The following is a 13,866-nucleotide window of genomic DNA, read 5'->3' as shown; positions in this document are numbered from 1 at the left end:
GAAGGAAATGGCGGCTTCAAAAGCTTTGGTTGAGACCACGAAAATACAAAAAGAAGGAAATGGTGGTCTCAAAAGCCCCGGTTGAGACCACGAAAATACAAAAAGAAGGAAATAGCGGTCTCAAAAGCCCCGGTTGAGACCACGAAAAAGCAAAAAGAAGGAAATAGTGGTCTCAAAAGCCCCGGTTGAGACCACGAAAAAGCAAAAAGAAGGAAATGGCGGTCTCAAAAGCCCAAGTTGAGACCACGAAAATGCCAAAAGAAGGGAATGGTGGTCTCAAAAGTATTAAGAAGGCTTAATTCAGCATTAATTGGTTATTCCAGATTTACATAATATGAACTCTTACCATGACCAATCTTATTGAAATGCTCAGAAAGTGTTTTTCTAATTGTTTTTTTGTCTTTTATAATCTTACACCAATCATAAATCAAATTAGTAGTAACTTTCACCTCAGGGAAAAGTAACCGAAGTTCTTTAATGCTTCTAATTATGGCCGTTTTATAACCTTCAATACCGCCACATTCATGACAAAGCAAATATGTTTTTTTGAAAGTAGGATAGAATGTATGACATGTCGGGCAGATGATCCCTTTCTCCAACTCTCCATACTGGTACTCCGGCATCCGACTGTATGGGTTATCTTCCATATGAAGAGAAAGTAGCTGATTCGCCAATTTCCTATGTGAAGCCTTAAGAACCGCAGATCTGCTTTTCAATTTTTCCCTAAACCGACTCAGCTGTGATGGGAAAATGATAGGTTGATCGGCTGGAGCCTGATAGAGTTGAAAATTCGGGTTTATAAAGACGAGATGGGCTTCTATGGGGAAGGGGTATCCGAGTTCTTGAAGTAGTTGTCGCAATAAGGATTCGGTTCTTTTTAATTGTAGTAAGGGATTTTTAATTTCTTTTCGCCCAATTCCGATTGAATACCATTTCCCCTCATCGATGAGAAAATCGCCTTCAAAGTTCTTCACTTCGAAAAGGTGAAGGGTATTAGAGAATTGAAACAAGGAGTCTATTTGAAAGATGGTACTTTTGTATTCCAAGAGTAGGTCGTTAAGGATCAGATTGTTTTCATTTGAAACTTCCTTCATATACTCGTCAAACATGATTTCCCCACGATAGCCTTTATCGAGACTGTGGAATTTGGCTGAATCCGTGGCATTCATGACCGAACGGGCATTCAATGATTTAAGCATGGATAATTCGAGCGGTTCACTTCGCTGCTTTATCAATATGAGACATCCTCCCTTAAACGAGTGTGGTAGTGTAAAGGTCTGTATCAGAGGAAAGCAGGTACGATTTTGACTCATGCGGGTATACAGCTGAAGTGAAAATCCAGTCCCAAGTGTCCTGGCTGTAGTGTTTCCCTATTGTGCCCGATAGCAGGAGCTTTGGCTGAATGAGCTTAATAGGCAGACCTTTCAAGTAATAGTATTTTTCCGTTTCACAGCACTTGGCCACCGTATATTTGCCCATTACACCGGTGACCTCAAACAAGCTTTCTTCTGTGACAGAATAGCTGTTTAGACGGTTTTCCGATTCGAAAACAGCACGTTTGTAGTCCCAGTCTTTATCATGGAAATCTCCCCAATGGCTTTCATAGAGAGAATTAATTACTTCTTCACATAGCTTCAGATCTGATTCATAGGCATGGATGCGTGAATGGATCTTTTTAAGATAAGAGCCTTTATTATGTTTCTTCAGCCAGACAGCAAATTTTTTCAGCTCGTGCAGGAGAGTCTCTACCTCATTTTTTTGAGCAGATAGGCGGATAGAATGTACGAAATAGGTGGATATCAATTCATCCCAGAAGCTGAATGTGCAATCTTTCCAGGAGTTTAATTTTCCCTGGTCGTTCTTTTGGTATAGAAAAAAAGAAAAAGGCTGGAGAAATTTATAGGTGTCTTCACTTATAGATGAGGATTCCTTTACATATTCAACAAGATCCTTCCCATAGAAGAGGAGATGTCCGCGCATCGGCATTTTGAATTTCGATGCGATTTCTACGTTCTCGATGAAATCCTGCCGCTCTTTTCCATTGGCAAACGGGGCACTGAAGACTCGGACGTTTGGAGAGTTTTGACAACAGGAGATAAAAGTTTTTCCGCTGCCACAGGGGCAAATTAGTGTGTTTAGCATGAAATGATCAACCAACTTTCTCTTGAATTTTATGAGGTGAAGTAATTCAAGATTATAAGGAACAGGTAGGATTTTGTCACATAGACAAAATGATGTTTTGGTAGGAAAAAAACAAAAAACACCCCCAATAACAACCGTGAAAAGATGTTTTTGGGGGCAATCCTTTATCCAAAATTCAATATCTAACTCCGGCACGATTATGTGCTTTACTAAACCTCATGGGATTCTGACTCGTTCATTCTTTCGATTTGAAAACTTCTATATAATGCAGTTGACGCCCGTCCTTTTCAATCACCTTGAAAGTGTAGTCCCCTACCTTCAATTCGGATCCGATGTCAGCATCCATGTTTTGTGTAAGGAACCAGCCGCCGATAGTGTCCACATCCTCATCGGATATACCGGTACCCAATAGATTGTTTACTTGCGCAATAAGCAGTTTGGTATCCAGAATATAGTGTTCGTCCTTAATTTTCCGTATTTCTGAAACTTCATCCTGGTCAAATTCATCCCGAATTTCACCGACAATTTCCTCTATGATATCTTCAACGGTAACTAATCCGGAAGTTCCGCCATATTCATCAATCAGGATGGCGATATGTGTGCGTTCTTTCTGCATTCTTACAAGCAGATCATGAATGTGGACCGTTTCGATAATATGAATGATAGGATTGATGAATTGCTCAAGATCCAGTTCATCAGATTTGATGAGGGTGGGAACATTTGCTGTCAGAAATTCTTTTGCATTGATGAAGCCAAGTATATTGTCCTTATCTCCTTCAATCACGGGATACCTTGTGAATCTTTCCTTTTTTATTAAACCGATAATACTTTCAAGCGAGTCATCAATAGATAAAGCCATTATTTCTGTACGGGGAACCATGATTTCTTTGGCAATTCTCTCATCAAATTCAAAGATATTGTTCATATATTTCAATTCGTTCTTGTTTATTTCTCCGCTTTTGTAGCTTTCAGAAAGTAAGATGCGCAACTCTTCTTCAGAGAGTGCAACCTCATGTTCCGAAGCCGGTCTTAAACCAAAGAATTGTACGAGAGTTCTGGCGGCGCCATTCAGGAACCAGATAAAAGGGAACATGATCTTGTAGAACCAAATGATAGGAACAGCAAAAGCTAGTGTGACCGCTTCGGCCTTTTGGATGGCAACGGTTTTAGGTGCCAGTTCCCCGATTACCACATGCAGAAATGTCACTAATGCGAAAGCGATTATAAAAGAAAGCAGATGTGTGAGGGCTTCATTTAACCCGAAATAGTGGAATAATGGCTTAAGCAGCCTTTCAACAGTAGGTTCACCAAGCCAACCAAGTCCTAATGCTGTTATCGTTATTCCTAGCTGGCAGGCTGATAAATATTCGTCTAAGTGAGTAACGACTCTTTTGGCGGCCAGTGCTCCTTTTTTTTCTTCCGCGATAAGCTGATCAATTCTTGATACACGTATTTTTACAATGGCGAATTCGGTTGCTACAAAGAACGCAGTTAATGCGATTAATAGTGCAATGAGCAATAAGTTGATCGTTGTCAATGAATGCGGTCTTACCTAAGAGTAAGACTTTCACCTCCTTCTGGGATGTTTTTGAACGATGTAGTGGGTGATTGCCTTCACGATGTCTCCTTTAAATTGTGCCCAACCCCGATTTCTTGATTCTAAAAAACGCTCCAAGCATAAATGCTTGAAGCGTTCCACATGCTAGTATTAAATTCTTACATGATTTTGTTCTGAAATCTCAATAGCCTCCATAAAAAAGTCCGCAATATGCACGGACCACATCACGAAGGAAAGTCCCTCGCGTTCAATCTTAAATTTCGATGCAATTTCCACGTTTTCAATGAAATCCTGACGCTCTTTTTCATTGGCAAACGGGGCACGGAATACTCGGACGTTAGGAGCGTTTTGACAACAGGAGATAAAAGTTTTTCCGCTGCCACAGGGGCAAATTAGTGTGCTAAGCATGAAATAATCAACCAACTTTCTCTTGAATTTTATGAGGTGAAGTAATTCAAGATTATATGGAAGGGGTTGAATTTTGTCACAAGGACAAAATGATGTTTTAGTTGAAAAAAACAAAAAACACCCCCGAAAATACCTATGAAAAGGCGTTTTTGAGGGCAATCTCCTATTCAAAAATCAATATTTAACTCCCGTACGATTATGAGTCTTCTTAAATTCCTCCGGCTTTGGATCAAAGTATTCCTCTTTGAAAGCAGCGACGAACTTGTCATCGTTATTAATATAGCCAGCTCCCCAGGTAGGATCCATGGTGATCCACTGGCCATCGAGGTTGGCTTCGACCCAGGCATGTCGGCCAGGCCATGGATTGCCTGCCAGTCCCTCGACGTATCTCGCTTCGATGCCGGCAGCGCGAAGGAGGGCGATGGTGAGGTAGGCGTAATCCTGGCATACGCCGGTCTTTGTATCCAGGGTTTTCAGGGCGCTGTCATCCCATTCGAAAAGATCATTATTAAATTTTTCTACATCATAGGAGACATTTTTTGCGACATAATCATAGATCGCTTTTCCATGGTCGCGCTGGGTACTTTTTTCCTTAGTCAATTCCTGGGACAGCTTGGTGATTTCCTGTGCGTCGGATTGTACACCACGAGAAGGGAGGAGGTCACGTTTATCTTCTCCGGTGGACGTCACCTTGAACTTGGCAAATCCCCAGTAGCGGAATGTGTCGCTCTTCTCCTCCTTGATTTCCGGGACACTTAGTGTAACTTCATAGGTTCCAGGACCAAATCGCAGATGGAAGGATCCATCAAATTGAAAGTCCTCGACAGGGATGACATCGAGCGATTCATCGCCATCCTTTTTGCTTGAGATAAAGATATGGGTAGTTTCTGGTCCGAATTCGGCTTTCGGATCGATGCTTCCTTTCACCGTATAGGTTCCATCCGACTCATCGCCGCCAAATTGTGGCGTGTCCAGGGTAACCCCGCGCTCACGATACATATCGGAAAAGTCGATAGGGCTCATCTTGCGGTCGGACTCGTTATCGATGTAAAGGGTGGTCGCAGTCTGATAGTAGTTTTCCCGCTCGGCATCAGGCACCATGACCTCCAGTTTATGGATCCCTTTTCCATAGAGGAGCGGAATATCATAAGAGAATGCGCCGTCTTCCACAGTTATCAGATGCGTCCAAGATTCTGTATCCTTATTCAGGCGGATCATAAGAGTCTCGCCGTTGTTCGCAAGGTTTCCTGCCGAGCCCTTAAAAGGAAACACTTCCTTCCCTTTTAAGAAGCCTTCTTTACTATCAAGCTCTAATTCTGCATCATAAGCAAAAGGGGTATAGGCCACCGGATGTTCCGCATCAGGATTCACATTATGCACGGTAAAAGTCGTGATGTCATAATAGTAGTTTTCCTGCTCCGTGCTTGGTAGCTGGACAGTCACCCGGTACTCGCCCTCGCCGTTGAAGAAGGGAAGGGACTCCTTGAACTTTCCGTCCTTGATGGGGGTGTAGTATTCCATTTTATCGCCTGTCGGGCCGTCTTCATCCGACTGGACCTTAATCCAGACGAAGTCCGACTTCAATCCTGTATGTTCCTTAATGTCCCCCTCAATGTCGACTTTTCCGTTCGCATAAAACTCCTTATACGTTGGGGCTTTCATAGTAGCCCCGACTTCCTCGCTATAGGTGGTCAGCTGCAGCGGCTCAAGCTTGAGTTCTTTGTTCTTTTCTTTTACGAGGTTTTCGTATTTATCTTCTTCCTTCTGTTCTGCCTGCCTTTCCTTTTTCGTACTGCTAGCATCTGTATCGCTGCAGGCAAAAAGGATCAGCGTACTGCTGATGGCAAGAAACAGCATGTAGAAATTTCTTTTTTTTCGGTTCATTTTGTCCTCCTAGTTTGAATTGCTTCAACTAATATGTACGAATACTGCCGGAAATCGTTTCTGGTACCATTTTACTATTTTAATAGAAAGGGAAGTAATATAATAATAAAAATAAATTCTGGGACATTATTCCAAAAGAAAAAGCCTGGGATATACCCAAGCTCTCTACAATATTCTAGCTTCTTCAAAACCATCAACCGCCTCCAACAAAAAGTCCGCAATATGCACGGCCCTCATCACACCGGAAAGGCCCTCACGCTCAATCCCAAGCTTCATCTGCAACAGACACCCGGGGTTCGCTGTCACAATGGTAGTGGCCTGGCTTTCCTCCACCTTTTCCATCTTGTGGTCGAGGATCTGCATCGACATTTCCGATTCCACGATATTGTAGATTCCGGCAGATCCGCAGCAGCGGTCGGCATCTTTCATCTCGATGAAGGTTGCACCATCGACAGCCTGGAGGAGCATCCGGGGTTGCAGGAAGGTTCCCTGTACATTTCTTAAATGACAGGAGTCCTGGTACGTCACTCTTTGCGAACGAACACGCAAATCCAACTTCTTGTGGAAACCCAACTCTACCAAAATGGCGGACATATCCTTGATTTTCTCTTTGAAAGCTACCGCACGTGGGTACCATTCCGCATCATCCTTCAATAGATGGTCATAATCAACCAGAAACGCCCCGCAGCCACCGGCATTGGTGATGATATAGTCGACGCCAGAATCTTCAAAAGCGGCAATATTGCGTTTTGCCAATGACTTGGCACCGTCCTTTTCGCCACTGTGTCCATGAAGGGCGCCGCAGCAGGCCTGACTATCTGGTATGACGATGTCACAGCCGGCATGCTGCAGGAGCTTCATCGTTGCATTATTGGTGTCCAAAAACATCGTGTCCATCAGACAGCCTGAAAAGAAGGCGACCTTTTTTCGCTTTTCCACAATCGAAGGCAGAAAGGAGGGACGATCCTTCATTTTCTTCATGCTCGGAACCTGTGGAAGCACTCGTTCCATCGATGCCATGCTCTCAGGGAAAAGTTTCATCATCCCGGATTTCTGCACCACCTTTTGGACCCCGGAACGCTGATAGATGCCAAGCATCCCAGTCATCATGCGCATCCGGTTCTGGTGAGGGAAGAGGCCGTTGAAAACGGTCTTCCGAAGCACCCTGACAGGGAGGGAGTGCTTTTTGTGCTGGTTGATGATATCGCGTGCTTCTTCCAGCAGATGGCCGTACTTTACACCGGAAGGACAGACTGGCTCACAGGCGCGGCAGCCAAGGCAAAGGTCGAGGGTGCGTTCGACATCCTCATCAGGCTCGATCAGTCCATCGACGACACCCTTCATTAACGCAATCCGTCCGCGAGGGGAATGGGACTCCTTGAAACCCGACTCCACATAGGTGGGACAGGATGGCAGGCAAAAACCGCAGCGCATGCAGTTCAATAACTCATCCTCATCCATGCGCTTCTGGAACTCAGACTGGATGACCTGTTTTTCTTTTGCGGTCGTCATCGGGAAATCACCACCCGTTTGCGGGATTCTTTTGCAAATATCTTGCCGGGATTCATGATGTTGTTCGGATCGAAGGCTTGTTTTATAAGCTTCATTGCCGCAATCCCTTCCGCCCCAAGCTTCCACTCCAAATAAGGTGCCTTCATCACGCCAACGCCATGCTCGCCGGTGATCGTTCCGCCAAGGTCAATGGCAGCTGCAAAAATCTCCTCAAAAGCAGCTTCAACTCTTTCCATCTTCTCATGATCACGAGCATCCGTCGGCACAGTAGGATGGAGGTTTCCGTCTCCGGCATGGCCGAATGTACAGATCTTGACATTGTGGCGAACGGCGATTTCATTGATCGCCTTGACCATTTTCGCGATTTCGGAGCGTGGCACCGTGGCATCCTCCAGTATCGTCGTTGGCTTTAGCCGTGCAAGGGCGGAGAGGGCGGAGCGGCGAGCGGTCCGAAGTGCTTCCGCTTCGATTTCCGTCTCAGCGACCTGAACGGATACGGCCTGCTCCTGAAGACAGATATCCTGAATTTTTTTTATGTCCCGTTCGACGACTTCCAATGGACCGTCCTGCTCGATCAACAGGACCGCTTTTACATCCGTAGGCAAGCCGATTTTTGCAAAATCCTCGACCACTTCCAATGTTGGCTGATCCAGGAACTCGAGCGTAGTCGGAATAATCTGGTTCGAAATGATTTTTGAAACGGTCTTCGCCGCAGCTTCGATATCCTGATACAACGCTAGCATCGTCTTTTTCGTCTCCGGCATCGGAACAAGCTTCAAGGTTGCCTCCGTTATCACACATAGGGTGCCTTCTGAACCTACAAAAAGGCGGGTCAGGTCATAGCCTGCCACATCCTTTGCAAGCTTTCCGCCGGTTCGGATGATATCACCGTTCGGAAGGACCGCCTCAAGTGCAAGCACATAATCCCGTGTGACGCCATACTTCAGGCCGCGAAGCCCGCCAGAGTTTTCGTTGATATTGCCTCCGATTGTCGAGATTTTCATCGAGCTCGGGTCAGGAGGATAGAAAAGGCCTTTAGCCTCCACGGCATGAATCATATCGAGCGTCACCACACCCGGCTGGACAGTCACAGTCAGGTTCTCCTCATCGATTTCGAGAATCTGATTCATAAGGGTAAAAAGAAGAACAATCCCGCCCTCTGTCGGACAGGTCCCTGCGCACAGGTTTGTCCCGGAGCCGCGTGGTACCAAAGGAATCCTTTTTTCATTGCATAACTTCACAATCAGGGAAACTTCCTCCGCATTGCGGGGGACGATCACCGCATCGGGCATCGACTGGAAGTTTGGCGTGGCGTCATAGGAATACACGAGCTTCTCTGCTGCACTATCCCTGTAGTTGTCCTCTCCGACTATTTGAATGAACTGGTCTTTTAAGCTTTTTGATATCATTTGAATGAGCCTCCTCATGGGTCAATTCTTTCTTTCATCATAATAAAAAAAGACCCCTTTCTCTATGTGTTTTTATACAAAGAGAAAGGGTTTACGTTCGTTTTATTTTGTATATTCATCCAAAAAAAGAAGGGATAGATAGAGAGAGCTCAGATCGCGAACTTCCTTGAGGTTCAAATTGGTGAGCGTTTCAAACTTTTTCAGCCGGTAGTGCAGCGTGTTGATGTGGATATGCAGTTCGGTTGCGGTATCTTTCAAGGAAGAATGTTTCTCCAAGTAGACGTGGATCGTATCCATTAGCTCCTGCTCGCCATGTACCTGCTTGAGGATGCGTTCAGAGAATTCCTTCTTGATGGACTTTGGGATGGATTGCAGGATCATTTCCAGACGCAGGTTCTCCTCCAGAACAATGGGATTGTCGAAATCGCATACTTCCAAAGCCCTTTCTGCTTCCAGATAGGACTCCTTTACAGAAGAGAGGGCACTGTCTTTTCCTGCTCCCATAAATACAGATGTGGCAGCCAGCTTCTCCAGTATTATTCTCAATCTTTCCAATAAAGGGAGGGTGGCTGTTTTTCGTTTTTCCAATAAAAGAATCATCCGGTTATGCCCCCATTGAACGAGAATATCGTCGTCATTCAGGCCTAGATCCTGTTCCGAGAAATTCCATCTTTTCAGCTGCAGCAGGGTGCTGTCACCTTGAAATTCGATTAAAACGACCTGCCGGCTTACCTCCATATTGATTCCGAGAACCTCCGCCCGCTTTTGGAAGGCGGAAGATGGACCGTCTTTCAACAGCCAATCAAATACAAAGGTTTCAAGTGATCTTGCCTCCCATTCGAACTGGTCCTGATAGTAATTTTCCGAGATAAGAAGCTCGGTCATCTTTTTTATCAGTTCTCCATAGGGCAATACCATTTCGGGTGTGCCCGTAATGCCGATCACTCCGACAACCTTTTGCTGGTGAAAGAGGGGAAGGGTAATCCCTGCTTTCACGCCTGCGAGCATCGCTTCATCCGAAGAGCTGATAATTTTCATTTCCTTTTGCGACGCAGCGATAAAAGCTCCTTCATGATAGTTTCCGATTCTAGCAGGATCAGTGCTTGCAATGATGGTGCCGGATGTATCGACCATGATCAGATCTTCTTTTATAAAACTCTTTACTTCTCGTATGATTTTTTTCGCAAGGGATGTTCGCAGCATGTTGAATCCTCCTGTAAAGACAAAGAAAACGACTTTTCATCCAAAGTCGTTTTCTTCTTTCTTAAGCTCCAATGTTACGTTCGACAGATAGGGAGCCTTTTCCTTTATAGCTTACCATATAATAGATGAAACTCATGAGAACAGCTCCATAGATGATGAACCAGGTATTCAGCCCGCCATTGATGATCGCCATCCCCAATGTTCCACCGGCTAAAAGATAGTAGCCTAGCGGGAACAGAACTCTGCGGATCAGTGCGCCTTCTTTTCCGACAAGTCCAACGGTAGCGGATGCAGCAACCACATTATGGACACAAATCATATTTCCTGCCGCACCCCCGATTGCCTGAAGCGCCACGACCATCCCGGCCTGATTGACGTTCAATCCGACACTCTCAGCCGTTCCGAATTGGAAAAGGGAGAACATCATATTGCTGAAGGTGTTGCTTCCTGCAACGAATGCGCCCAAGGCCCCTACTACAGGTGCGATGACAGGCCAGAAGTCACCGACCATATTGGAAATTCCTGCTGCGAGTACAAGCGGCATATTCTTTCCAACCAGCTCTTCAGCAGCGGCTGCCACTTTATCTGCACTCAGTGATGTTAACAGGAAAATCTTGATCATCGGAACGGCAAAGATGAGTGCTGCCCCTGCAGAGATAACTGTATTAAATGAATCTTTCCAGGCTTTTTGATAGTTTGCCTTTTTCATAGAGTGAAGGAAAAAGGTCAGAACCGATATCGTGACAAAAATAAATCCTGGTAGGAAAAGAGGGCTAGTGGCAGAATCGATGCCGGAGCCAAAGACATTTTCGAGCTTGATGGTCACTACAGGGTCTTTCAATAGAGTGCCCAACGAATCTACCGTTCTTGTTAACACCAAAAGTCCCGCAACAAGCACATATGGAAGCCAGGCCATCCAAATGCTGATGCTTTTCTTATCCTTTTGCACTTCCAAGGTCTGATGATTGAGGGCGCCAAGCCATTCAGGCTCCCAACGATTTTTGGCTTCAAAATCGAAATGCTGTCCTTCTTTTGGAATCAAGAATCCAGCTTTTGCTGCCGGTACGACAATCATCAAGCCGATCAAGGAACCGATCAGGGAAGGGAATTCCGGTCCTAAAAGAAGGGCGATCAAGTAATAGGGAATCGTAAAGGCTGCCCCCGCAAAAATAGCGAATTTCCAAACCTTCAACCCTTCCCGGAAAGACCGCTCTTTTCCAAAATAGCGTGTTAGCATCGCGACCATGAATAATGGGATAAGTACCCCTATCGCCATATGGAAGAAGCCGACATTTGCTGCAATTTGCAGGAGATACTGATCAAAGGTCATGCCTTGAACATCTAAAGCATTCGTTACGGCCGTCTGATCGCGAAGCCCTGTGTTTACGCCAACCTGTATCGGTGTCCCGATTGCGCCAAAGGAAACCGGCGTACTCTGGATGATCAGGGCAACCATGACAGCCGCGAGCGCTGGAAAGCCGATGGCAACGAGCAGGGGTGCGGCAATTGCTGCAGGTGTTCCAAAACCGGCTGCACCTTCAATAAATGCTCCAAACAGCCAGGCTATGATGATGGCTTGAATACGGCGGTCAGGCGAGATGCTGATGAAGCCCTGCCTGATGGTGTTGATGGCACCGCTCTCTTTTACCGTGTTGAGTAAAAGAACGGCTCCAAATACAATAAATAAAATATCCAGTGCAGTAAAAATACCATTTACAGCAGCTCCGGCCACGACATTCACACTAGTTCCCCATAGGAAAATGGCGGAAAGAACAGTGACGATCAGTGCGACCGGCATGGCTCTGCTTGCTGGCCAGTTCAGAATCACGAGAAACAGCATGATGGTGATCACCGGTAAAATAGCGATAAGTGATAGGAATCCTAAGCCCATTCGTGTACCTCCAGATAGAGTGTCTTTTAAAGCGTTTTCATTTTTGTTAGTTAAGGGTAGGTCTGTTAATCATTTGGTCATCTGATGATTATATGTATATGTTAGTGTAAGCGTAAACAATATTCAATCTATTTTTTCGATTCTTACGAATTTTCTATAACCAATCCGGGGAGATTCTTTTATTTTTTCGGCTATCATTGATACAATAGTACTAATGGAAGTTAGACACGAGGTGCAGAATGATATACAAAAAAATAAAACCGAAAAAGATATATGAAGAAGTGGCGGACAGCCTGCTTCAAATGATAAAACAGGGAGAATTCCACCCTGGAGATAGATTAAGCTCTGTGGAGCAGCTTTCCGAAAGCTTTCAGGTGAGCCGTTCTGCGGTCCGTGAAGCATTATCCGCGTTGCGTGCGATGGGGATCCTGGATATCCGTCAAGGAGAAGGGACGTTCATCAAAGAGTTTCATGCCGATATGCTTTCCCTTCCGGTTTCCACGGCAGTGCTGATGAGGAAGAACGACTTGGCGCATTTGCTTGAGATAAGAAGAATTCTGGAAGTGGGCGCGGTGGCAGCGGCAGCAAAGCGCCGTAATGAATCCGACATTGCCGCCATGAAAAAAGCCTTGCAGGAAATGAAAGATGCTTTCGGGAACGAGGAGCTTGGAGAACAGGCAGACTTTGCTTTTCACCTGGCTATCGCAGAAGCTTCGCAAAATCCTTTATTGGTCAGCCTGATGAACAGCGTATCCGGCATCATGGTGGAAACGATGAGGGAAACGAGGCGATTATGGCTCTATGGGAAGCAAGTGACATCCGAGAGATTGTACCATGATCACGAAGGCATTTATGAAGCAATAGAGCAGCAGGATGAGGTCCTTGCACAAAAAAGAATTTTGGATCATCTCGAAGCGGTCGAGCAGGTGTTAAGCAAATTTATCCGTCCGTCTGAATAATAAAAATCAGAAAGCAACCTACAGAGGGAAGAAGACGATTCCAAGGGAGGTTGTTTTTCTTTAAACTGGACTGGATCTGAAATTATTTTAATCATCAGATGACCAGTTGACTAATTTAATGGTTTGTAAGATGATAAGATTACTATAAAAGTAAACGCTTTCTGATAGAGGGGAGTTTTCGGGATGAAGGTAAGTTTATTCGCAACGTGCCTTGTGGATATGTTCCAGACGAATGTCGGAAAGGCGACAGTTGAGGTGTTGGAGAGATTCGGTTGTGAGGTGGATTTTCCAGAAGGGCAGATCTGCTGTGGTCAGCCAGCCTATAATAGCGGCTATGTGAAAGAGTCGAAGGAAGCCATGAAAAGGATGATCCGCACATTTGAGAGGTCAGATTATGTGGTCACCCCATCCGGATCCTGTGCTGTAATGTTCAAGGAATATCCTCATGTTTTCAAGGATGACCCGGTCTGGAAGGAGAAGGCCGAGAAGCTGGCAGCCAAAACGTACGAGTTCACGCAGTTCCTTGTACAGGTGTTGGAGGTGGAGGACGTCGGTGCGAAGCTTTCGGGCAGAGCAACCTATCACACAAGCTGCCATATGACGAGGTTGCTTGGTGTAAAGGATGAGCCGATGAAGCTGCTCGCAAAGGTCGAGGGATTGGCATTCGCGCCACTGCCGAATGCCCATAACTGCTGTGGATTCGGCGGGACATTTTCCGTGAAGATGGGCAATATCTCCGAGCAGATGGTTGATGAAAAGGTTCACCATATTGAAGAAGTGCAGGCTGATTATCTCATTGGAGCTGATTGCGGCTGCCTGATGAATATCGGCGGACGTTCGAAGCGTCTCGAAAAGCAGGTAAAAGTGATGCATATTGCTGAAGTGTTGAATAGTCGTTAA

11 protein-coding genes are annotated in these 13,866 nt (G+C 45.4%); 2 read left to right on the top strand and 9 right to left on the bottom strand.

The window, feature by feature from the left end; genetic code table 11:
• Positions 1-314: 314 nt before the first annotated feature.
• The 9 genes from ACFVAD_RS08515 to ACFVAD_RS08475 form a co-directional block, all read right to left on the bottom strand.
• On the bottom strand, positions 315-1,235 hold the full coding sequence (locus ACFVAD_RS08515; protein WP_386638141.1) for a nuclease-related domain-containing protein: 921 nt from the start codon (positions 1,233-1,235) through the stop codon (positions 315-317).
• Between the two features lie 16 nt (positions 1,236-1,251).
• Positions 1,252-2,142, bottom strand: coding sequence for a hypothetical protein (locus ACFVAD_RS08510; protein WP_386638139.1), 891 nt, complete (start codon positions 2,140-2,142; stop codon positions 1,252-1,254).
• 235 nt (positions 2,143-2,377) lie between these two features.
• A complete protein-coding gene (locus ACFVAD_RS08505) occupies positions 2,378-3,679 on the bottom strand; it encodes a hemolysin family protein (RefSeq protein WP_386638137.1) in 1,302 nt (433 codons plus the stop codon).
• Positions 3,680-3,850: 171 nt separating this feature from the next.
• Positions 3,851-4,222 (bottom strand): SEC-C metal-binding domain-containing protein, encoded by a 372-nt coding sequence (locus tag ACFVAD_RS08500; protein WP_386638135.1) that lies wholly within the window; start codon positions 4,220-4,222, stop codon positions 3,851-3,853.
• A gap of 60 nt (positions 4,223-4,282) precedes the next feature.
• Positions 4,283-5,992: a transglutaminase domain-containing protein gene (locus ACFVAD_RS08495; RefSeq protein ID WP_386638133.1), complete on the bottom strand. Its 1,710-nt coding sequence runs from the start codon at positions 5,990-5,992 to the stop codon at positions 4,283-4,285.
• Between the two features lie 165 nt (positions 5,993-6,157).
• Positions 6,158-7,504, bottom strand: coding sequence for a (Fe-S)-binding protein (locus ACFVAD_RS08490; RefSeq protein WP_386638131.1), 1,347 nt, complete (start codon positions 7,502-7,504; stop codon positions 6,158-6,160).
• Complete coding sequence (gene glcD, locus ACFVAD_RS08485; RefSeq protein ID WP_386638129.1) at positions 7,501-8,913, bottom strand: glycolate oxidase subunit GlcD; 1,413 nt, start codon at positions 8,911-8,913, stop codon at positions 7,501-7,503. The genes ACFVAD_RS08490 and glcD overlap by 4 nt, the downstream gene beginning before the upstream one ends.
• Before the next feature lie 102 nt (positions 8,914-9,015).
• The gene (locus ACFVAD_RS08480; RefSeq protein WP_386638126.1) at positions 9,016-10,116 is read right to left on the bottom strand and encodes a CdaR family transcriptional regulator; all 1,101 of its coding nucleotides are present in this window, start codon (positions 10,114-10,116) and stop codon (positions 9,016-9,018) included.
• Between the two features lie 61 nt (positions 10,117-10,177).
• Positions 10,178-12,007, bottom strand: coding sequence for an L-lactate permease (locus ACFVAD_RS08475; protein WP_386638123.1), 1,830 nt, complete (start codon positions 12,005-12,007; stop codon positions 10,178-10,180).
• 239 nt (positions 12,008-12,246) lie between these two features.
• On the opposite strand from ACFVAD_RS08475, the gene ACFVAD_RS08470 reads away from it, so the two are divergent.
• Positions 12,247-12,966 carry a FadR/GntR family transcriptional regulator gene (locus ACFVAD_RS08470; protein ID WP_386638120.1) on the top strand — a complete coding sequence of 240 codons (720 nt, stop codon included), beginning with the start codon at positions 12,247-12,249 and terminating at the stop codon, positions 12,964-12,966.
• A gap of 183 nt (positions 12,967-13,149) precedes the next feature.
• Positions 13,150-13,866 (top strand): (Fe-S)-binding protein, encoded by a 717-nt coding sequence (locus ACFVAD_RS08465; RefSeq protein WP_386638117.1) that lies wholly within the window; start codon positions 13,150-13,152, stop codon positions 13,864-13,866.

It is taken from the genome of Sutcliffiella sp. NPDC057660, assembly GCF_042800035.1.
Taxonomy (GTDB): Bacteria; Bacillota; Bacilli; order Bacillales; family Bacillaceae_I; genus Sutcliffiella_A.
Note: the sequence above shows the minus strand (reverse complement) of the source record. Positions and strands in the feature narration are given on the sequence as shown.